This window comes from Paenibacillus sp. RC67 (assembly GCF_030020805.1).
Taxonomy (GTDB): Bacteria; Bacillota; Bacilli; order Paenibacillales; family NBRC-103111; genus Paenibacillus_S.
In genome coordinates, this window is record NZ_CP125098.1 from 3,504,058 (window position 1) to 3,526,660 (window position 22,603).

General features: G+C 46.6%; 16 protein-coding genes and 2 riboswitches. Of the genes, 14 read left to right on the forward strand and 2 right to left on the reverse strand.

The window, feature by feature from the left end:
• Positions 1 to 115: 115 nt before the first annotated feature.
• From metE to QMA13_RS16100, 11 genes are all read left to right on the forward strand, one after another.
• The gene (gene metE, locus QMA13_RS16050) at positions 116 to 2,404 is read left to right on the forward strand and encodes a 5-methyltetrahydropteroyltriglutamate--homocysteine S-methyltransferase (protein WP_282943417.1); all 2,289 of its coding nucleotides are present in this window, start codon (positions 116 to 118) and stop codon (positions 2,402 to 2,404) included.
• Between the two features lie 76 nt (positions 2,405 to 2,480).
• The gene (gene glyA / locus QMA13_RS16055; protein ID WP_282942577.1) at positions 2,481 to 3,728 is read left to right on the forward strand and encodes a serine hydroxymethyltransferase; all 1,248 of its coding nucleotides are present in this window, start codon (positions 2,481 to 2,483) and stop codon (positions 3,726 to 3,728) included.
• Positions 3,729 to 3,921: 193 nt separating this feature from the next.
• Positions 3,922 to 4,128: riboswitch (cobalamin riboswitch) on the forward strand.
• 147 nt (positions 4,129 to 4,275) lie between these two features.
• Complete coding sequence (gene nrdI / locus QMA13_RS16060) at positions 4,276 to 4,635, forward strand: class Ib ribonucleoside-diphosphate reductase assembly flavoprotein NrdI (RefSeq protein ID WP_282942578.1); 360 nt, start codon at positions 4,276 to 4,278, stop codon at positions 4,633 to 4,635.
• Entirely contained in the window at positions 4,622 to 6,706 is a 2,085-nt protein-coding gene (gene nrdE / locus QMA13_RS16065; protein ID WP_282942579.1) for a class 1b ribonucleoside-diphosphate reductase subunit alpha, read from the forward strand. Before nrdI ends, nrdE begins: the two co-directional genes overlap by 14 nt.
• Before the next feature lie 25 nt (positions 6,707 to 6,731).
• Complete coding sequence (gene nrdF / locus QMA13_RS16070) at positions 6,732 to 7,700, forward strand: class 1b ribonucleoside-diphosphate reductase subunit beta (RefSeq protein WP_282942580.1); 969 nt, start codon at positions 6,732 to 6,734, stop codon at positions 7,698 to 7,700.
• A 53-nt stretch (positions 7,701 to 7,753) separates the two neighbouring features.
• Positions 7,754 to 7,947: riboswitch (cobalamin riboswitch) on the forward strand.
• 143 nt (positions 7,948 to 8,090) lie between these two features.
• Positions 8,091 to 9,686 (forward strand): ABC transporter substrate-binding protein, encoded by a 1,596-nt coding sequence (locus tag QMA13_RS16075; protein ID WP_282942581.1) that lies wholly within the window; start codon positions 8,091 to 8,093, stop codon positions 9,684 to 9,686.
• Position 9,687: 1 nt separating this feature from the next.
• Positions 9,688 to 10,629, forward strand: a complete 942-nt coding sequence (nikB, locus tag QMA13_RS16080; protein WP_282942582.1) for a nickel ABC transporter permease — start codon at positions 9,688 to 9,690, stop codon at positions 10,627 to 10,629.
• On the forward strand, positions 10,626 to 11,492 hold the full coding sequence (locus QMA13_RS16085; protein WP_282942583.1) for an ABC transporter permease: 867 nt from the start codon (positions 10,626 to 10,628) through the stop codon (positions 11,490 to 11,492). The genes nikB and QMA13_RS16085 overlap by 4 nt, the downstream gene beginning before the upstream one ends.
• 23 nt (positions 11,493 to 11,515) lie before the next feature.
• Positions 11,516 to 12,550: an ABC transporter ATP-binding protein gene (locus QMA13_RS16090; protein WP_282942584.1), complete on the forward strand. Its 1,035-nt coding sequence runs from the start codon at positions 11,516 to 11,518 to the stop codon at positions 12,548 to 12,550.
• Complete coding sequence (locus QMA13_RS16095; protein WP_282942585.1) at positions 12,498 to 13,277, forward strand: ABC transporter ATP-binding protein; 780 nt, start codon at positions 12,498 to 12,500, stop codon at positions 13,275 to 13,277. The genes QMA13_RS16090 and QMA13_RS16095 overlap by 53 nt, the downstream gene beginning before the upstream one ends.
• A 35-nt stretch (positions 13,278 to 13,312) precedes the next feature.
• Positions 13,313 to 14,002, forward strand: coding sequence for a class I SAM-dependent methyltransferase (locus tag QMA13_RS16100; RefSeq protein ID WP_282942586.1), 690 nt, complete (start codon positions 13,313 to 13,315; stop codon positions 14,000 to 14,002).
• 174 nt (positions 14,003 to 14,176) lie between these two features.
• Here the strand turns inward: QMA13_RS16100 and QMA13_RS16105 are convergent, their stop codons facing one another.
• Positions 14,177 to 15,127, reverse strand: coding sequence for an AraC family transcriptional regulator (locus QMA13_RS16105; RefSeq protein ID WP_282942587.1), 951 nt, complete (start codon positions 15,125 to 15,127; stop codon positions 14,177 to 14,179).
• A 348-nt stretch (positions 15,128 to 15,475) separates the two neighbouring features.
• On the opposite strand from QMA13_RS16105, the gene kdgD reads away from it, so the two are divergent.
• The 3 genes from kdgD to gudD are packed head-to-tail and all read left to right on the forward strand — an operon-like array spanning position 15,476 to position 19,261.
• On the forward strand, positions 15,476 to 16,423 hold the full coding sequence (kdgD, locus tag QMA13_RS16110; RefSeq protein ID WP_282943418.1) for a 5-dehydro-4-deoxyglucarate dehydratase: 948 nt from the start codon (positions 15,476 to 15,478) through the stop codon (positions 16,421 to 16,423).
• A complete protein-coding gene (gene gucD / locus QMA13_RS16115; RefSeq protein ID WP_282942588.1) occupies positions 16,420 to 17,889 on the forward strand; it encodes an alpha-ketoglutaric semialdehyde dehydrogenase GucD in 1,470 nt (489 codons plus the stop codon). Before kdgD ends, gucD begins: the two co-directional genes overlap by 4 nt.
• A gap of 16 nt (positions 17,890 to 17,905) precedes the next feature.
• Positions 17,906 to 19,261, forward strand: a complete 1,356-nt coding sequence (gudD, locus tag QMA13_RS16120; RefSeq protein ID WP_282942589.1) for a glucarate dehydratase — start codon at positions 17,906 to 17,908, stop codon at positions 19,259 to 19,261.
• 85 nt (positions 19,262 to 19,346) lie between these two features.
• On the opposite strand, the gene QMA13_RS16125 is transcribed toward gudD, so the two are convergent.
• On the reverse strand, positions 19,347 to 22,481 hold the full coding sequence (locus tag QMA13_RS16125) for an S-layer homology domain-containing protein (RefSeq protein ID WP_282942590.1): 3,135 nt from the start codon (positions 22,479 to 22,481) through the stop codon (positions 19,347 to 19,349).
• Positions 22,482 to 22,603 lie beyond the last annotated feature (122 nt).

Sequence of the window (22,603 nt, forward strand, 5' to 3'; positions counted from 1 at the left end):
CTTGCAGATTTAGTTATAGCTTCAGACTATAACTAGATATAGCATAATCCAATTACACTATATCAGCCAACATGTGGTAAGTTTTTTGTAACAAATTGTAGAGGAGTTTTACATGATGGTAAAGAGTAGTGTATTGGGATATCCGCGAATTGGTGCAGATCGTGAATGGAAGAAAGCACTTGAAGCATTCTGGTCGGGCAAGCTTGAAGAAGCAGAGTTTCATAATCAACTGCAAGAAATTCGTTTGAATCATTTGCGTAAACAGCAAGAACAAGGCATCGATTTTATTCCAGTCAACGATTTCAGCTATTACGATCATATTCTTGATACAGCGGCGATGTTCGGCATTATTCCAAGCCGTTTTCCATATGAGGGTGGAGCCGTACCTTTGTCGGTCTATTACGGGGTTGCCAGGGGAACGAAGGGTGCCGCAGCTAGCGAAATGACTAAGTGGTTTAATACCAACTATCACTATATTGTACCAGAACTGTCCGGTGCAACGCCGGTGCTTACCGAGAATAAACCACTCGCAGCTTATCGTGAAGCAAAGGAGAAGCTGGGTATTGAAGGGAAACCGGTTATCGTTGGACCACTGACCTTCCTCAAACTTTCCAAAGGGTATAGTACGTCGGAGACGGATGCATGGTTGGAAAAGCTGCTACCGCTCTATGTGCAAATCCTTCAAGAGCTTGCTGAAGAAGGAGTTCAATGGGTTCAAATGGATGAACCGATTCTTGTAACCAAGCTAACCGAGGCTGATGTTCAGCGCTTGAATACAATCTATGAGACCTTTGCCGTAGCTGTGCCAAATCTGAACATTATGCTTCAAACCTATTTTGAATCGGTAGAGAACTACAGTGATATTGTGAAGCTGCCAGTGAAAGGAATAGGATTGGACTTCGTACACGGATTCTCCGGTAATATGCAGTCGATTAAAAAATTAGGTTTCCCTAAGGACAAGGTATTAGGAGCAGGAGTTATCGATGGCCGCGGTATATGGAAGGCTTCATTACGTACAAAGCTGGAGCTGCTTAAGGAGCTTACTGATCTTGTAGCAGCTGAACACCTAATCGTACAGTCTTCATGCAGCTTGCTTCATGTACCGGTAACGGTTGAACGGGAGACTAAGCTCCAATCTGAATTGAAAGATTCACTTGCGTTTGCAGATGAAAAGCTTCAAGAGCTTGTTCTTTTAACAAAAGCCATATCTTCAGCAGATACAGAGATCCTAAATCAACTGGAAGCCTATGATCAAGCCATTCAAGCGCTTCAGCAATCAGCAGAGCGCAATCGCAGTGAAGTTCAGAATGCCGTTGCGACTATCAGTTCGCAAGAGCCTTTGCGTTCCCGACCTTTTACGGAGCGTTATGCCGCTCAACAGGCCAAATGGCAACTGCCGCTATTTCCAACAACGACTATAGGCAGCTTCCCACAATCCGCAGAAGTACGAAAAGCGCGTCAATTGTGGCGGAAGGGCGAATGGAACAACGAGAAGTATGCTGACTTTATCCGGGAGCAAATCGATATCTGGATCAAGATCCAAGAGGAAATCGGAATAGACGTTCTCGTGCACGGAGAATTTGAACGTACCGACATGGTTGAGTTTTTCGGCGAGAAGCTTGCAGGTTTTGCGTTTACACAAAATGGATGGGTTCAATCCTACGGTTCGCGTTGCGTTAAACCACCCGTTATTTACGGTGATGTAGCTTTTTCAGGCGAGATGACGGTTGAAGAAACCAAGTACGCTCAGTCCCGCACGAAAAATCCTGTTAAAGGTATGCTGACCGGGCCGATTACCATAATGAATTGGTCGTTTGTCCGCGAAGATATTCCGCGTGAGCAAATAGCCTACCAATTGGCTTATGCCCTGAGACAAGAAGTAGAGGCACTGGAGCAAGCGGGTATTGGCATGATTCAGGTAGACGAGCCTGCGGTTTGCGAGGGGCTGCCGTTGAAGGAAGAGGAGCAAGCTGATTATCTGGCATGGGCCGTCAAAGCTTTTCGGATTGCCACCTGCACTGTGCAGGACACAACTCAAATTCACACGCATATGTGCTATTGCGAGTTCCATGACATGATTGATTCGATAGAAGCGATGGATGCAGATGTTATTTCCATCGAAACATCCCGTAGTCATGGTGAATTGATTCATAGCTTCGAGTTGAACACCTACAAGCTGGGGATCGGTTTAGGCGTATATGATATTCATAGTCCGCGTATTCCAAGTGCCGAGGAAATGACAGCGATGATTGAACGCGCCTTGCGGGTATTGGATCCTAAGCTGTTCTGGATTAATCCTGACTGCGGACTGAAAACCCGCGGACTCGATGAGACGGTCGCTTCCTTGCGCAATATGGTCCAAGCAACAAAAGCGGCTCGCGCTAAGCATGAAGCAACTGTCTAATAAATGAGTGAGCGTTACTTAACGCTTCAAATGGTAAAGTGAAATTCAGTGTATAAACAAAGTGGAGGATTTTACTGTGGAACAATTACGTAAACAAGACCCTAGAATAGTTGAGGCTATGAATTTGGAAATTGGCCGTCAACGTGACAAGATTGAATTGATCGCATCGGAGAACTTCGTAAGTGAAGCTGTTTTGCAAGCGATGGGTACCGTACTGACGAATAAGTATGCAGAGGGCTATCCTGGCAAACGCTACTATGGTGGTTGCGAGTACGTCGATATCGTGGAGGATATCGCTCGTGACCGTGCTAAGGAATTGTTCGGTGCTGAGCACGTGAACGTACAACCACACTCCGGGGCACAAGCTAACATGGCCGTTTACCTGGCTGCTCTGAAGGCTGGCGATACAGTACTTGGAATGAATCTGGCGCATGGAGGTCACCTAACTCACGGAAGTCCTGTGAATGCTTCAGGCATATTATATAACTTTGTGTCTTACGGAGTTAGAGAGAGTGATTCCCTTATCGATTACGATGAGGTTCGCAAATTGGCTTTCAAGCATAAGCCACGGATGATCGTAGCCGGTGCCAGCGCCTATCCGCGTATCATCGATTTTGAAGCATTAGCTTCCATTGCAAACGATGTTGGCGCGTTATTCTTTGTGGATATGGCGCATATTGCAGGTCTTGTAGCAGCAGGCTTGCACCCTAGCCCGGTTCCCCATGCGCATTTTGTTACAACCACTACGCATAAGACGCTGCGCGGTCCTAGGGGCGGAATGATCTTGTGCTCTAAGCCATGGGCTGCTGCTATTGATAAAGCGGTATTTCCGGGTACCCAAGGCGGACCATTGATGCATGTTATAGCAGCTAAAGCTGTTGCATTTGGCGAAGCACTTCAATCGGATTTTAAAACCTATGGACAGAACGTTGTGAATAACGCCAAAACCCTATCCGAAGCACTATTGACAGAAGGTATCGACCTTGTATCTGGAGGTACAGACAACCACCTGATGCTGATTGACCTTCGCAGCCTTAATATAAGCGGTAAAGAGGCTGAGCATTTGTTGGACGAAGTGGGTGTAACGGTGAATAAGAACGCTATTCCTTTTGACCAAGCTAAGCCAATGGTTACTAGCGGTGTTCGGATTGGTACACCTGCTGCTACCGCCCGAGGCATGGATCAAGAAGCTATGAAAGTGATTGCAAAAATCATTGCATTGACATTAAAAAATCCGTCGAATCAAGCTGTGCATGAAAAAGTACGGGGTATGGTTAAGGATTTAACTGCCCAATTCCCGCTTTATCCAGGATTGAGCTACTAAATAAATAAATGTTATTTATGGGGCGGTGCACTTTGCACCGGCTCATTTTTTCTGCAAAAAGCGCTTTTAAGGTAGCCTGCTACGTCTAGTTCCAAATGCTTATTTAAGAATAATAGGCTGATTCCTATTAATAATATGAGTCATACTATCAATTGACAAATACCATATATTGATATAGATTATTAATTAACAACTATATATTGTTGTGACAGGTGCTATTTCGTTCGCTGAAACCAAATAGCTTAAAAGGGAAGACCGGTGAGAAACCGGCGCGGTCCCGCCACTGTAAGAGAGGAGTATCGTTTCCTTATGCCACTGGCTTAGTGATGAACAAGCTGGGAAGGCGGAACGATAGCGTTGATCCTCGAGCCAGGAGACCTGCCTGTTCATTGACACAACCTGCGGAGAACAGGAAGGTGTCCGTTTTGTCCTTGATGTAGTATGTGCAATTTTACATGCTTGCTTCAGCGCATTCGGCCCTTCTTACTGCCGGACGCGCTGTTTTATTGTCTGCTTCGTCGGGGGAGATGAAAGGGGAAGAAGAATTATGTTGATTGCTTACGACACCAAGACGGGAAATGTGCGCCGTTTTGTCGAGAAGCTGAATATGCCTACGCTTCAAATTGAGGATCAAATGGCTGTAAACGAACCATTCGTTTTAGTCACCTATACAACCGGGTTCGGTCAGGTGCCGGAAAAAGTGATGTCCTTTCTACGAAAGAACCATTCGAATTTAATCGGTGTATCGGCGAGCGGCAACCGTAACTGGGGTGAAGGGTTTGCCCGAAGCGCTGATCATATCGCGAAGTTATATAAGGTACCGATATTGAGCAAGTTTGAGCTTTCAGGAACGAATAAGGATGTAGAACAGTTTAAACAGGAGGTGAGCCTGGTTGCTGCATATTGAATTAAACAATTTGTTGATGCAAAGAGACGAGGATGGTTTTTTTCAGTTGGACAAGGATAGGGAAGCGGTAAAGGCATTTATGGAGGAAGTCCATAATAAAAGCGTCCGATTCACGGATACGACATCGAAAGTACGTTACATGATCGATAACGATTATTATGAGGATGTCTATCAACAATACACGTCGGCTGAAGTCGAAGAAATTTATAGCATAGCTCATGGCTATCGATTCGAATTTCCGTCTTACATGGCGGCGTCCAAATTTTATACGGATTACGCAGTAAGAAGCAACGACCGCACCTTATATTTGGAGCATTATCCGGACAGAGTCTCGATCGTAGCTTTGTATCTGGCTCGAGGTGATATGGAAACCGCTAGACTGTTGGTTGCAGCCATGATGGAGCAGCGGATGCAGCCCGCGACCCCTACATTTTTAAATGCGGGTAAAAGCAGACGCGGTGAATTGGTATCATGCTTTTTGCTGGAGATGGATGATTCGCTCAACTCGATTAACTATGTGCTTGCTACATGCATGCAGCTTTCCAAAATCGGTGGTGGCGTGGCAGTCAGTTTGTCCAAATTGCGCGGTCGCGGAGAGCCGATCAAGGGTGTCGAAGGTGCGGCGAAAGGAATCATGCCGGTGCTGAAACTAATGGAGGATGCTTTTTCTTACGCAGATCAAATGGGTCAGCGCAGAGGTTCGGGAGCAGCTTATTACAACATTTTCGGATGGGACGTAATGGAGCTGCTGGATAGCAAGAAAATTAACGCAGACGAAAAAACACGACTCAAGACCTTGTCGATCGGTCTGATCATTCCTGACAAGTTTTATAAGCTAGCTGAGGAAAACAAACCGCTGCATGTCTTTGCTCCATATTCTGTTTATAAAGCCTATGGAACTCATTTGGATGATATGGATATCGACACCATGTACGACCAACTTCTAGCTGATGAGCGTGTTAGCAAGAAAAATGTGATGAGCGCTCGCGACATGCTAATCAAAATCGCGATGATTCAGCTAGAATCCGGTTATCCATACATTATGAATAAAAGCAATGCCAATCGTTCTCATGCCCTGAAAAATCTAGGTGCGATCAAAATGTCCAATCTATGCACAGAAATATTCCAACTGCAAGAGACATCGGAAATCACTGATTATGGGCAACCAGACTTAATCCGCCGTGACATAAGTTGTAATCTTGCATCCTTAAATATCGTTAACGTGATGGAGCGGAACAAGGTCAGGGAATCTGTCTACGAAGGGATGATTGCACTCACAGCGGTTAGCGATATGACGACCGTTGCCAATGCGCCGGGGGTTGCGAAAGCGAATCAAGAGATGCATTCGGTCGGACTCGGAGCGATGAACCTTCACGGTTATTTGGCCAAAAATAAAATCGCTTATGAAAGCGAAGAAGCTATAGATTTCGTTCGAACCTTTTTTATGATGATGAATTTCCATTCATTAGAAAAGAGTATGGAGATTGCAAAAGAGCGGGGTATTACTTTTACAGGCTTCAAAGAATCCGAGTATGTCAACGGCAATTATTTCGCCCGGTATACGGATACAGATTATAGACCTGTCACAAGCAAAGTGAAACAGTTGTTTCAAGGGATGCCGATTCCGTCTCCGGAAGATTGGGAGAATCTGAAGAACGCTGTTCAAACCTATGGCTTATATCATGCATACCGGATGGCAATTGCGCCGACGCAGAGCATTTCCTATATTCAGAACGCAACATCAAGTGTTATGCCAATAGTGGAGCAGATCGAAACCCGAACTTATGCGAACTCAACCACCTATTATCCGATGCCGTACATGAGCAGAGATAACTACTTTTTCTATAAATCGGCTTATCAAATGGATCAATTCAAAGTGCTGGATTTGATCGCAGAGATTCAAGTGCATGTGGATCAAGGCATATCTACTGTACTGCATGTCAACAGCGATGTTACAACGAGGCAGCTTGCCCGCTACTATATTTACGCAGCAAAAAAGGGATTGAAATCTCTTTATTATACGCGGACCAACCATTTATCCGTCGAAGAATGCATCAGTTGTTCCGTATAAAAAGCAGGGAAGGAGATATGCAGCAATGAGTGTTTGGAAAGCCGTGAATTGGAACCGACCGGACGATGACTTTACAGATACGTTCTGGAAGCAAAATATTATGCAGTTTTGGACAGATGAGGAGATTCCGTTATCGGATGACAAAATGTCTTGGCTGACGTTGAATGAGAATGAGCGCGACCTTTACATGAAGGTTCTTGGAGGATTAACCTTGCTGGATACCGTGCAAGGCGGCGTGGGTATGCCCAAAATTCTTGAATTAGTAGAAGGACTTCAACGCAAAGCAGTCCTAGGATTTATGGGGATGATGGAGCAAATCCATGCTAAATCTTACAGCAGTATTTTCACTACACTGGCGTCGACAGAGGAGATTGACGACATTTTTCGCTGGATCGAAAGCAACCGTTTCCTGCAGATCAAAGCGGAGACGATATCTCAATATTATAATGGCATTCAATCACGCAAGGATTTATATTTAGCAATGGCCGCTTCCGTGTTGTTGGAAAGCTATCTGTTTTACAGCGGTTTTTTCTACCCGCTCTACTTGGCTGGACAGGGTAAAATGACGAGCAGCGGTGAAATCATTAATTTGATTTTGCGCGATGAAAGCATCCACGGCTTATACGTTGGAATGCTGGCTCAAGAGCTTTATGCGCAAATGGATCAAGACGAGCAGCAAAATGCATCTGAGACCCTTCAAGGTCTTCTTCACTACTTACATAGCAATGAAGAGCTTTATACCGAGGAGCTTTATACATGTGTAGGTCTGACTGACGAAGTGAAAGCATTCTTGCGCTATAATGCGAACAAGGCAATGATGAATCTGGGACTCGAACCCCTATTTCCAGAGGAGGACATTAATCCTATCGTCTTGAATGGAATAAGTACGCGTACGAAGCAGCATGATTTCTTCTCCAAGAAAGGAAATGGTTATATTCGTACCATTCATGTGGAGACACTTACGGACGATGATTTCCGATTCGGCGATGCTTAATGCTTGCCCAAAACGGAATATTAGTATATGATCAGTCATGGTTCATCACAATTGAATAACTTGAGGGAACAAGGTGCTCTAGCAAACTGCTATAGCTTAATAGGGAAGTTCGGTGCAATACCGACGCGGTCCCGCCACTGTAATGGAGGAGTCTCAGCATGGATGCCACTGGTCTATATTAGATCGGGAAGGCTGCTGACGACGATGAATCCAGAGCCAGGAGACCTGCCTGTTCTGACACACTGATTTTTACCTACGGAGGATAGGGAAGTGTTAAAGACGGCCGGTTCTTGTTACTCAATAACCTCAAGGCATCTTTACCTTCCTTCAAGTTCAGGTAAAGATGTCTTTTTTGTTTTTTATTTTAGGTAGAAAGTAGGAATTAAGGTCATGTATCAAACATTTTCACGAACAAAAGTAAAGCTTCAGCTTGTATTATTCTCTCTTTGTATGCTGCTTGCTCTGGTTGGATGCAGCTCGGCTGGGAAGCCTCAAGCTAATCAGTCTGCTTCCTCCAATAGTACTCATCCGGAAGAAGTTGTTCTGGCCGCACCTCGTGATCTCGCTCCTGGTCCCCAGGATGCCTATTACACAAGTACAATTCTTTATGTCTGGGAGCCTTTAATTACTGCATCGGAAGACGGACAACCTGCTCCTAAGCTGGCGAAGTCTTGGAAGATGTCGGAAGACGGTAAAGAATGGACCTTTCAGCTTCTGGAGAATGTTAAATTCCATGATGGTGAGAAATTAAATGCTGATGCAGTGATTGCAAACTTTAATCGCTACAAGCAGGTAAGTCCCAAGAGCTCACCGTTCTATACATTGGATATCAAAAGCTCCTACCCGGGCTTAAAAGATGTTGTCAAAATCGACGAGATGTCCTTCAAACTCGTATTCGAGAACCCGCAGCCAACTCTTCTGTATTCGATGGTTAATTTCTCGAGTCCGATTTACAGTCCTAAGAACTTTAATGAAAAAGGGGATTTTAGCGGTCTTCCTCAAGGCACAGGTCCCTTCAAGCTGATCGAGCATCAGAAAGATCAATATGCGCTTCTGGAAGCTTTCGATGGTTATTACGGAGAGAAGGCTGCAAGCAAAAAAATTCGTGTTCGCGTCATTCCGGATCCGGATACAAGACTTGCCGCATTAAAATCGGGCGAAATTATGGGGGTAATGGATCTGGGGGCAATACCGCCAACCCTAGCCAAAGAGCTTTTGAAGGATCCGCAATTCGAGATTTCTGCGACCAAATCAACCATTTCTCATTACATACATCCTAATGGTAAAAAAGCACCGTTCGATAATCCTAAGATGCGGCAAGCACTAAGCTTAATCATAGACCGTCAGCAATTGGTGAAGGAGCTTTACTTGGGATACCCGACGGCTACCGTCAACATTCTCAACAACACATCCCCTTTTTACAAAGAAATCAAGGCTGAGTACCGGGTGGATGTAGCCAAGAAATTGGCTGCCGAAGTGCTAGGCAATCAAAGAAAAGCAGTCGATTTGATCGTACCGACCTACGGCTTGGATCGCTATCCTTATAAAGCCCAAGCGGAGCTGTTCCAGTCGGTGCTTAAAGAAATGCAATTGGATGTTACTATTCGAATTTTGGATGCAGCTGCCTTTAAAGAAGCGCAGTCCAAAGGGGACTATGACTTGGCATTGGCCACTCAAGGTCTGCCAAACGGTGACCCTTATACGATCTTCACCAACTACCTGTCCAGCTCAGGCTCCAGCAACAAGAGCTATAGCCTCGGATATAAGAACGACAGGGTAGATCAATTGCTCAATCAAGTCAAAACCACTTTGAGCATGGATGAGCGCAAAAACATCTATAACGAGCTTCAGACGATAGCCGCATCCGATTTACCAACCATTCCTTTGTTTAACGATGCAAGCTTGATTGCTTACAACAAAAAAATTACAGGCTATAAAGCAACGATCTACGGAACTACACTTCCTCAGCTTAAATGGGCTCAGTAGGATGTTGTATTTCTTCAGACGGTTAGCTGCAGCGATTCCCGTTATTATAGGAATTTCTTTTATTGCCTTTGCCTTGAGTGTGGCTTCGCCCGGTGATCCTGCGGTCGAGGCCCTTAGCTTGAACGGAGTCAAGGACCCGACGGAGCAAGAGGTTGCCGCCAAACGGGAAGAGCTAGGGTTGAATGATCCATTGGCAGTCCAATATATGCATTGGTTGTGGAAAGCCAGCCACGGCGATCTAGGAACCTCCTACATGACAAAGGAATCTGTTAGCGGAGAATTGCTGCGCCGGCTGCCTGTGACGTTAAGTGTTTCGGGATTGGCTTTAATCATTGCTGTGGGAACAGGAATCCCCTTAGGGATGCTCATGGCACTGAAAAAAAACACGCCGTTTGATCATGCCGCACGAATATTAGCGTTATCCTTGGTCTCGATTCCCGGCTTTTGGCTGGCCATTGTACTGATTACAGTATTCTCTGAAAAGCTCCATTGGCTGCCGACAAGCGGCTATGGAACGTTAAAGCATCTCATAATGCCGGCCATGGTGCTGGCAGCAGGAACGAGTGCGGTTCTTATGCGCTTAACAAGAGCGGCTCTGCTTGAAGTGTGGAACCAGGCCTATATGGTTACGGCTAAAGCTAAGGGCTTGCGTGATATTTACATATTAGTCATACACGCCTTACGCAATGCTATGATCCCTCTCATTACCGTAATAGGTTCCTATTTTGGTGCAATTTTGGGAGGATCCGTTATTGTGGAAGTTATTTTTGCTATACCGGGTATTGGAAGATTTGCTATGGACGGTATTTTTCGCAGAGATTACCCCGTAATCCAGGGATACGTCGTATTTACGGGATTCGTCTATGTGGCCTTTAATTTGTTGGTCGATCTGTCTTATCTTGTGATACATCCGCAGATGAGATTGGGAGGGAAGCTTCAATGAAGCTAAAGTTTACCTCTAAGATACCTCCCAGCAGTGTGATGATGTTAAAGGGGGTTACAGGCTTAGCCTTCCTTGTACTTATTATTGTATTACTGGGCAGCTTCCTTGCGCCCTGGATTGCACCTTATGATCCCAATCAGATCAACATGTCAGAACGGTTAGCTCCTCTTTCATCCAACCATATCTTGGGTACCGATACGTTAGGAAGAGATGTGTTCAGCCGCCTTATTTATGGCGGAAGGGTTTCCATTGTCCTTGCTGTAGCGGTTACTTTCGTTACTATGCTGATGGGGCTAATCGTCGGTACTCTAGGGGGATATTGGGGAGGCTGGGTGGATGATATCATCCAAGGCATCGTCAGCATTTTTCAAGGCTTGCCGGGACTAGCCTTCATGCTTGCTATTGCCGGGACACTCGGCCCAGGTACGAAAAGCTTGTTTATTGCCCTTATCGTAACTTCCTGGCCTGATTTTTCTCGTGTTGTCCGTGGGGAAGTGATGAAGATTCGGGAGGAGTCTTATGTTGAGGGCATCCGAGCCTTAGGAGCAGGGGATACCTATATTATCGTTCGTCACATCGTTCCTAACATGATAGGGCCATTACTCGTTTTATTTACAATACGTATAGGCCGGGTAATCTTATCTATTGCATCGCTCAGCTTTCTAGGTCTGGGTCTACAGCCGCCTGCAGCAGATTGGGGAGTTATGGTGAATGATGCAAGACCTTATTTCCGAAGCTATGCTCATCTCATGCTAGCACCCGGGCTTTGTATCGCAGTCGTCTCTTTATGCATCAATTGGATTGGAGACAACCTTAGAGATAAGCTGGACACGAAATCCGCTCAGGAAAAATCGTTACTTTAAAATGAATAGGGAGTGGATAGGCTATGGTGCCGCTTCTTCAAATTCAAAATGTGCAAGCTTCCTTTCATACTAAAGAAGGGATTGTTCATGCGGTGAACGGTGTTTCCCTTGATCTGCATCAGGGAAAAATTTTTGGCTTGATCGGTGAAACCGGCAGCGGCAAATCCGTTCTTGGCCTGACTATTCCCGGTCTTCTGCCAGATACCGCTCAGGTAACGGGCTCTATAATGTTTAAAGGAGTAGATCTATTACAGCTGGATCAAAAAAGCCTACGTAAATGGAGAGGCAGCGAGATTGCTCTTATCCCGCAAAATCCGGCAACATCCTTGAACCCCGTGCTGACTATCGGCTATCAGCTTAAAGAAGCCATAGCAAGACACCGAACCGATAAAAGACGAAAACAGCTTAAAGAGCAGGCCGTAGAGCTTTTAACTAACTTGAATATGCCAGAACCTGAGCAAAAGTTGAGAAGTTATCCTTTTCAACTTAGCGGAGGGATGAAGCAGCGAGTTCTTGCCGCCATTGGAATGTGCGGCAATCCATCCCTGGTCATAGCGGACGAACCGACCAAGGGTTTAGACGCAATGGTAAGGTACCAAGCCGTGGAAATGATGCGCAGCGTTGCTCGTCACACAGGAGCGGGAATGCTGGTTATTACTCATGATCTGCATGTAGCGGAATCTTTATGTGACACGATAGGCGTGATGTATGCCGGTCAGATCGTAGAGCAAGGTAGCACCACTGAGCTTTTTCAGAAGCCGAAGCATCCGTACACCCAAGGACTGCTTGGTTCCATTCCTGGCCGGGGGATGGTACCTATCCCAGGTGCAGCTAGCAGCTTATCGGAACAGAGCACAGGCTGCTCGTTCTATTCTAGATGCAAGCACAGACAGATCGAATGCAGCTTGACTAAGCCTGAACTGTACTCGCTAACCGGTACAACGAATCAAGGCGACAGTGATGACTTAGAAGCAGCTGAGGGAAGCAAAGCGAGGTGTTTTCTATATGATCCGAGTCGCCAACCTGAACAAAACCTTTTACAACGGCTGGCTGAATAAGCGTAGTTTCCGAGCGGTTCAGAACATATCATTTGATATTGCCCAAGGAGAGACATTGGGATTAATAGGAGAGAGCGGCTGTGGGAAATCCACACTGTCTCGATTAATTCTTAAGCTTATTCCGGCGGATCCAGGGGGAACCATTGTTTTTAATGGGGTCGATATATCAGACTACAGCATGAAGCAAATGAGACCACTTCGCAAGGAAATGCAGATCTTATTTCAGCATCCCGATTCTGCGTTAAATCCACGCCAAACCATTCTCAATAGTCTGCTTGAACCGATTACTTTGCACCAACTGATGAATAGAGAAGAAGGAACAGCTAAAGTCTTGGATCTGCTGGAGCTGGTGGGACTTTCTCGTGATCTTCTGTATAGATTTCCTCATCAGGTCAGCGGTGGACAGGTTCAACGGGTGGTTATTGCCAGAGCCTTAACATTGGAGCCCAAGCTCCTGGTTCTGGATGAGCCAACATCTATGCTCGATGTTTCTGTTCAGGCACAAGTCGTTGAATTGTTGCAGAACATTCAGAAGCAATTCCAAATGGCATACTTGTTTATCTCTCATGATTTGGATCTTGTACGTCACACATGCAGCCGGATGGCTGTTATGCACCAGGGGAGTATCGTGGAGCTTGGAAATAGCGAATCCATTATGGAACAACCGGAGCACCCGTATACTCAACAGTTAACGAAGGCATTTATGGCCTATACATCTGCTAAATGAGCATCATACTTTGAAAGGAGAAAAGGTAATGAATCGTGAAAATAACCCATCCTCGAAGTTACCGTCTGAATTCTGGATTCAGGCTTGGGAACAAGCGGCTTCAGGAGACCTCCGAGTGGGGAGTGACAGCGAGGAAGAAAAAATACTGGGTGGAAAACGCCCCTGCTTATGATGATCGAAATCCTTTAGCTCCGTATACGCAGCCGTTAATGAACCAAATTTATGTGCATCTGAAACCGGATGATCGTCTGCTCGAAATTGGGCCGGGAACAGGAGGCTTCACACAATTGCTTGCTCCTCATGCAGCAGAGATCACTCTCATTGAACCCTCGGCTGCCATGTATAAAGAGCTATGTGGCAATTGGGCAAATGCAGGCACACCACTTCCTACAGCGATTATAACCAAATGGGAAGAAGCCCCCAAGCTGGAGGCTGACATTGTATTTGGTGCCAATGCGTTTTATCGTATCAGAGACATGAAATCAAGCTTGATGAAGATGCATGAAACTGCTCGCCGTCACGTATTTCTTGTTCAGTCCATCGGGAGACCTTTCGCGGGACCACTTCGTGTTACAGAGAACGAATTATCAGTGGAGAAGGAACGTGCCGATGTGCTATCCGACATTTTGCATGAGTTGAATATTCCTCATCAATACGAAAGATTTCCAACTCAACGTAAAAATGGAATGATTCATGATGTAGCGCTGATCCATTGGACGGTGTAGTGGTATTTGAAAAATCGGCCAGCAACTTGTGTTGTTTGAAAAACTACACAAGTTGGCTGGCTGATTTTTTTTACTAGATGCAGGACAGGTGGTTAGCATAAGCACTCTTCGAGAAGTAATTTAGACATTTAAATTCAAAATTGCTGGGTTTGTCATTAGTCGGTAATCATTTAATCAAGACAAGCTCCTATTGACGGCAGCCTGCAAATAACGGTGCAGCAGTGAGAAGTCCAACTCGTTGCTGCGCACGGCCTTACGGAATTTCGCTGGTGTGATGTTCATCAAGTCAGCGAACACTTTACTGAAATAATGCACTGTTTCGAAGCCCACTTCGGTCGATATGTCCTCGATATTGATGTCGGTATAGACGAGAAGATAGGCGGCACGCTTAATGCGTTCATTGCGAATCCAGGAAGGAAACGTCAGCCCAAGCTGTTCAGATAGCAGACGGGAGAGCTGTCTTTCCGACAAATGGATCTCCTGGGCTAACTCCTTGAGCGTCAATTTATGTGCTAGATTGCTCATGATGTAGTCCTTTGCTTCTTTTAACGCCCCAGAGTATAGGGGTTCTGTCCCATGCTCCGCCGTAACGGAACCACCGTATCGTGAAAACATCGAAAGAGATGTCAGCAGCAATGAATGAGCAAGCTTCTCTGTAGCGAGAGGATAATCGATCGTCTCCCCCGAACAATAAGTAATAAGCGCCTTCCAAGCAAGCACAGCGGCAGATTGTTCTGCATCGGCAATAAAGAGATGATGAAACCGATTCAGTCGGTCGAACATATGTACGACATCGGGATCAGAAGCTTCTTGAATCACGTCAAAGGCGACGAATAACAGGAGCATGCCGGACTCGCTCTCGATATGGTGGGAGCTGTTAGGTTTAGAGCAGTAAAGCGTACCTTGGCGGAGGGGATACGTGATACCGTTATAAATATAGTTTCCTGCACCGTCGGCTACATAACATATTTCAAAAAATGAATGGGCATGTGGTATATTGCCGAGATGCCTCGGCTTGGCTCCCCAATAATGTATGTAGAAGGAAGCCGGAGGTCCTTGAAGACTTGTTACATGCTCATTTAGATATAAGCTGCTTTTTTGGCATGCTGCTATGCTTGGGACCACAAGTTTCTCTCCTTTGAATCTGATTGAAGGAACCCCTTAGTATAACTCTTTTGAGTAAGAGGACCTACCTGCTGTGTAGGGAATTGTTTTTGTAGACTTTTCTCTTAACGGCAACATTATAGCATGAAAAGTGCAAAAATAAGGCGTGATTTTGGAAAGACAGCCTGAAATGTTGCCCCTATACTTATGATGAAGAGTCAGAAGTCAGTAAGTGGAGTGGCGGATTCTTCACAAAACGCTTAGCGTTGGTAGGGCATTTTATGCCATATTTATAGAAGACGCTTACACTGCGATGCTGATGGAGACTATTATCATTTGGTAAGAAGGGCGGATAAGAGGATGACAACAATAAACGGTACAAGAACTGCGCCTACTGGCATACTGGGATTTCCGGTAGCGCCGATGGATCAACAGGGTAGGCTGGAAGTGAAAGCGTTTGAACGCAATGTGGAGTTTCTCCTTCAAGAGGGACTGTCAGCTATATTTGTTGCTTGTGGCTCCGGAGAATTTCATGCGCTATCTCATCAAGATTACCGAGTAATGGTTGAAACAGCACTGTCGGTTGTTCAAGGGAAGATTCCGGTCTATACCGGAGTAGGCGGAAACATCACTCATGCGCTAGAGCTTGCCAAGCTTTCAGAGGAGCTAGGGGCGGACGGTTATTTGATTCTTCCTCCCTATTTGATTGAACCAGAGCAGGAAGGACTGTACCAGTATCTGAATGCAATTATTGGAAGTGCAGATTTGAATGCGATTGTATATCAACGTGATAACTGCGTACTTACGCTAAATACGTTGGAGCGACTGTTGGAGCATCCTCAACTGGTTGGATTAAAAGATGGCTTAGGTAATATGGATCTGAATATCGAGCTGACACAAACCATTGGCAGTCGACTCACTTGGCTTAACGGAATGCCAATGGCCGAGGTAACGATGCCAGCCTATGTGAACTTGGGTTTCCAAGGATACTCATCAGCCATATCAAATTATATTCCACACATTTCGCGTTTGTTTTACGATGCACTATTAAGCGGCGATCAGGAGCTGCTGAATGAGCTGTATCAACATGTTATTTTGCCAATCAATGCGATTCGCCGACAACGAAAAGGCTATGCGGTAGCCTTGATCAAAGCAGGTATGCAAATTGTCGGTCACCCGGTAGGGACCGATGTGCGTCCGCCGATTATATCTGTAGAAGAAGAGCATTACCGTAAACTTGAGCGCATTATTAAGGAAGCATTCGAACGATTCCCTAAGACGGGCTCTTCACAAAAGGAGGCGAACACTCCAGCATGACGGTTAAAAATGACAGTTTAAAGACGTACATGAATTATATCAATGGGAAATGGATTCCTTCACGGACCGGTGAAATAGAAGCCAGTATCAATCCAGCGAACAGAAATGAAGTGGTAGGCTATATACAAGATTCGGTACTTCCAGATTTAGATGAGGCTGTGAAGGCGGCTGCTGACGCTCAAGTTAAATGGAAGAGATTAGCTGGAAGCGTAAGAGGCGACTTTCTATACAAGGCCGCAGCCGTACTAGAGAAAAGGCTGGAAGAGGTCGCTACCGCGATGACGAAGGAGATGGGCAAAACGTTCGCGGAAGCGAAGGGGGAGACGGCTCGCGGTGTTGCTATTCTGCGCTATTATGCGGGTGAAGGGATGCGTTCTGGAGGAGATGTTATCCCCTCCACAGACAGTGAGGCGTTGATGTTCACGACTCGTGTGCCACTTGGCGTCGTAGGCATCATCACGCCGTGGAATTTCCCTGTGGCGATTCCATTATGGAAAATGGCACCCGCTATCGTGTACGGTAATACGGTGGTTATTAAGCCTGCATCAGAGACAGGCGTGACCTGCGCCAAGCTGATGGAATGCTTCGAAGAGGCAGGGCTGCCTCCCGGCGTCGTCAACATGGTAACCGGCTCGGGCAGCGTTATAGGCAAGGGGATCGCTGAGCATCCGGGTATTCAGGCTCTTTCTTTCACTGGCTCCAATGCGGTCGGCAAATCGATCGGCCTGGCAGCATTTGCACGCGGTGCCAAATATCAGCTGGAGATGGGCGGGAAAAACCCCGTCGTCATAGCGGCGGACGCCGATCTGAACTTGGCGGTGGAAGCGACAATCAGCGGTGGACTGCGCTCTACAGGACAAAAGTGTACGGCAACGAGTCGTGTCATTGTTCATAAGGACATATATGAACCATTCAAGCAGCTCCTCTTGGACCGAATCGCGCAGATTAAGGTTGGCGACGGTATGCAGGAGGACGTATGGATGGGGCCTTGTGCCAGTGAACGGCAGCAAAATACGGTACTTGCGTATATCAGCAAAGGAATCGAAGAAGGAGCTCGTCTTCTGTGTGGAGGAAACCATCCTCAGAGGAGCGATTATCCAGATGGTTATTTTGTTGAGCCGACGGTATTCGAGAATGTGACTGCGGACATGGCCATTGCTCGGGAGGAAATATTCGGGCCGGTACTGGCGCTAATAAAGGCTGAATCGATAGAACAAGCTCTGCAGCTGGCTAATGACACGGAATTTGGGTTAAGCGCATCCATCTTCACGACCAATATTGGGGCTATGCTCAAGTTTATTCAAGAAATGGATGCAGGCCTTGTGCGCATTAATTCAGAAAGCGCAGGAGTGGAGCTTCAAGCTCCGTTCGGAGGCATGAAGCAGTCGAGCTCCCATTCCCGCGAGCAAGGCCGCGCGGCGATAGAGTTTTTCACATCCATCAAAACCGTGTTCGTCAAATCATGACGAGGAGGCCAAGGTTATGAAGCTTGAATCATCAAACTCGAATTCTAATTCATCACCGACTATTACCGAAATGCTCGTTATTCCAGTAGCTGGTCGGGACAGCATGCTGCTTAATTTGAGCGGGGCTCACAGCCCATTTTTTACTCGCAATGTGGTGATTCTCAAAGATAGTGCAGGCCATACGGGCGTGGGTGAGGTGCCTGGTGGTGAGAGAATTCGCCAGACGTTGGAGGAGGCTAAACCGCTTGTAGTCGGGCACTCCATCGGGGGCTACAACAATATCTTGAGGCAAGTCAGGCAGCAGTTTGCCGATCGGGATATCGGCGGTAGAGGGCTGCAAACCTTTGATCTGCGAATTACCATTCATGCAGTAACAGCACTGGAGGCAGCTCTGCTCGATCTGCTCGGCCAGTTCCTCGGCGTTCCGGTTGCCGCATTACTTGGGGACGGACAGCAGCGAGAGGAAGTGGAGATGCTCGGCTATTTGTTCTACATCGGGGATCGCCATAAGACGGATCTGGCCTATGATAGTGATCCTGATGCTAAGGACGATTGGTTCCGGCTGCGCCATGAAGAAGCGATGGACGCAGAGGCTGTGGTCCGACTGGCTGAGGCGGCACATGCACGCTACGGCTTCAATGACTTTAAGCTGAAGGGCGGCGTGCTACCCGGTGAGGAAGAGATGGAGGCCGTTGAGCTTCTGGCAAGACGGTTCCCGCAGGCGCGGATTACACTCGACCCGAACGGCGCGTGGTCGCTCGATGAAGCGATTCGTCTATGCCGTGGCAAACGGGACATCCTCGCTTACGCAGAGGATCCATGTGGAGCGGAGAAAGGATATAGCGGTCGTGAAGTGCTCTCCGAATTCCGTCGAGCGACCGGACTGCCGACAGCAACGAATATGATCGCCTGCGACTGGCGCGAGATGGGGCATGCTGTGCAGCTTCGCTCTGTCGATATTCCACTCGCTGATCCGCATTTCTGGACGATGCAGGGTTCAGTACGTGTTGCGCAAATGTGCAGCGAATGGGGCCTCACCTGGGGCTCGCACTCGAACAATCATTTCGATATCTCCCTTGCCATGTTCACGCATGTGGCCGCAGCTGCACCGGGAGAAATTACGGCGATTGATACACATTGGATTTGGCAGGACGGCCAGCAATTGACGAAGGAGCCGTTTCGAATCATTGGCGGGAAGGTCCAAGTGCCCAATAAACCGGGGCTCGGAATAGAGACGGATATGGAGCAAATTGAACAGGCCCATAAGCTGTATAACCAGATGAGTCTTGGAGCACGAGACGATGCCTTGGCGATGCAATATTTGATCCCAGGCTGGACGTTCGATCCGAAGCGTCCCTGCCTAGTACGCTAAGCTGTTCGGGGTGGTGGGGTAAAACCCTCCACAGCACGATTAAAAAAAGACTGCCATTGAGCAGTCTTTTTTTTGTGAGCTATGATTATTTTAGACTCACTATCGTTTGCACCTTTTTACCATTGGGGGCTTGAATGACCAAGGTAAAGCTTGCGATATCTCCGTCACCGGTGTAGGTTAATGCGCCGGTGGAGGGATCAACCGTTATCGTATCGTCCCCAGAGGAGGTTTTATGAACGATGTCCGTGATATAGAAGGTGATACCTAGGACCTTTGCGTGGGCAGCCATAATATCATTCTTATAGGCGCCTCCATACTGATCGGCTAAAGAAACCTCGCCCATCAACGAATAGTCCCACATTTTTTTGCCAGAAATTTTGCTGTATTCTATTTGGGCATAGGGTTTGCCACCGGTTGTTCTCACGATTTCTGGCCTTTGACTTGTCGTTTTCATTTCAATCTTGGAGGTTCCAGCACTTCTGGAGGTTTGGTAAATGAACGTTAAGGTCGCTGAACCTTCTTTGTCCCCAATCACGAAATATTTGTATACGGGTGCAGCAGCCGTACCCGTATTTGTATATACAGCGCTAGCTACGGACGGATTGGAGGATGCGATTATCCCTGTCGGACTGTGCAGCCAGGAGAGAGGAACTTTAACATCCTGTCCTGTTTTTTTCCCGGAGAGTATAACCTCCTTAGCCAGCTTGATACGATCCTTAACCAATCCATAGGCGCTTGCTGAAACCGTGGTATCTTCGATGATGCCCTCCCCATAGGCGTCCACAGCTGCATAAAGCGTATTGTTAACGGCTGTATCCAGCACCACCTGATAAGTAATGCCAGAGTCGGTTCCATCAATGACCTCTACATTTTTGGTAAGCTTATCGAGCTCCTCCACATGAGTTATCTCATTTTGATTCGTTACTTTCACGAGCGACAAGGTGATTTGGTAAGTACCCATTTTGCTGATGTCACCCTTGAACGTCATTTTGGCATTGTAGAGAGTACCGATGCTGAAGCCATTCAGATTGCCTGCTGATGGTTGGTTGAACGTCTCGTCTACCGTTATTTCCTCTCTTTTATCGGAAGAAGCGCTGCTTTCCCTCTGAAGCTGGTCTTTGACATTTTTAATCGGGCCCAAGGTCGGGTAAAAGGCACCGTTACCGCTGACTTCTCCAATATTTTTAAATTGCGCGTGGATTTTGTACTCAGCATTCGTTCGAACCTTTGTCGCATCTGAAGCATCCGCTAGAACGGAAATATATTCATTACTGGCGTCACGAATAAGGTCCCCGTACTGGTCCTTAATTAGAATAACGTAGTCGTTCTCCGCATCTTTAATAAAGTAAGGAGGCAAATTGGTCTTAATCATTAGCTTGGCCGGATAGCGTTCTTTTTGTATAGAGAGGGGCATTGTGGCCTTCTTATCTGTACCTTGAATCTCTACAGTAACAGAACCGCTGCGCTCTTTTAAGCCGGTAATCACGAGTAGGCCGCTGTTTTGGCCTTGTGCTTCGAGCCTAATTTCTGCGGTACTACTTAATGTATTGCTGACGTTAAGCTGATTAATACCTTCGGCTACTTCGTTTGAAGTAAGAATGCTTCCCTGATCGTCTTTAACGATCAAAGGCAGTACGACGTTCTTATCGCCGACAGCAACCGTTTTGTTGAACTCACCGAACTGCAAGGAGTAGGGAGCTTTTATTACCGTTAAAGGAATGGATTTGGTTACCGATTGACCAGATCCAAGAGCATAGAGCGTGATCTCCGATTCCCTTACTTGATCAGCATCTGTACCACCAGTAAGCTTTAGCTCAGGGAAATCATCATTATCATAATCATACCATGGCTGATCCTCAATCATTATGACGGCGCTGTCCTTCACGGTCACGTTTACTCCGCTGGAAGTATTTAAGCCGTAATGTCGGTCGTTCAGGCCCGTCGCATCGATGGCAATAACCGGATACCCGTACTGATCAAGCGCTTTTACCTTCAGGTAAGCAGAATTTCCAGCGATCAGTTTCTTGCTCGTTCCTGGGAACATCATATCACCGATCTCGAGCTTGGACACAAGGGGGAGATCGCCTACTGTAAACATTTTTTGCACAAATGTTCCGGTTTCGGAATGACGAATGGAAATGGAAACAGCCGTGTCTTTTTCCAAGTCCCCCACATTCAGCTTGATAGCTTGCTTTCCATTAGCATTGGTAAAAGGGATTCGACCGGTTTGAATATCAAATTGTGCTGCATTCCAAGTCCCTTGCTCGCCGTATTGATTTATTGCATTGAATTCTATGTAAGCCTGGCTGCTTTTCGGTAGGATATTGGAGGGAGTAGCAAACTCGATACACTCCAGCCGTTCTTTTTCTACTACGGTGGTAGCTGTGAGCATTGCAGCTTCCGTGCCAGCCCCTTTTAAAGTGACCGTGTACTCGCCTTGCTTCAGCGGTGTAAGGAACACAATATCAGCTACAGTGCGATTTTTGTCAAAAATGGTTTGACCTTCCAGGAGAGTATCTCCTTGCTTTATCTCAAAAGTAATCTTGTCCGTTTCAACGGGTTGATTCAATGCCACATGAAGTTTCCGTGCACCAACTGCTTTGAACTCCGCTATGGCAAGAGGACCGTTTAATACAGCTGCTTGTGTCAGACGCTCGTCGGCTGCTGTCAATGCCATCGTCAGGATGTCACGCGTGGCTGCTTGGGTGTAATCGGAGTACTCGCCAAGCAGCTTGGCTTTGCGGGCAGCTGCTACAAGGCCGGTCGCCCAATCAGAGGCTTTAGCGGTTAATTGAGTATCAGAGCTCGACGGTAAGTTGAGCGCACGTACTAAAGTGGCTGCCAATTGCTCCAATGTGACTGTCCCGTTCGGGTCAAAATGGCGGTCTCCAAGGCCTTCCATGAGTTTGGAGTCCGTTACGGCTTCTATGTAGCCTTGCTCATGTGCCCAGTGTGATCCTGTATCCTCATAGGAGGGAGTTCCGTTCCGGGGAGTCAACTTGAGCAAGCGAACGAGGACAGTACTAAGTTCAGCCCGGGTCATTAAGCGGGATAATCCAGCAGAGCCATCTTCGACACCGTTCAGAATGCCTTTCTGTCTTAATGCTTCAAACTGTTTTGCTGTGTCTGTGGCAGGAGCCGTATCGGCCCAACCTGTAGCAGGGGTCAGCAGTATTAAAGTCATGATTATGCTAAGTACAAGTGAAAGTAATCGGTTCACGTATGAAATCCTCCTAGATAATGAAAAACATTCTCAATAAGTAAACAAAAAAATTTTGCTTTATGATAATCATGTTCCAGCGGCATCTAGACTGTTACAGCCTTTGCCGCTGGAGGAAAGTC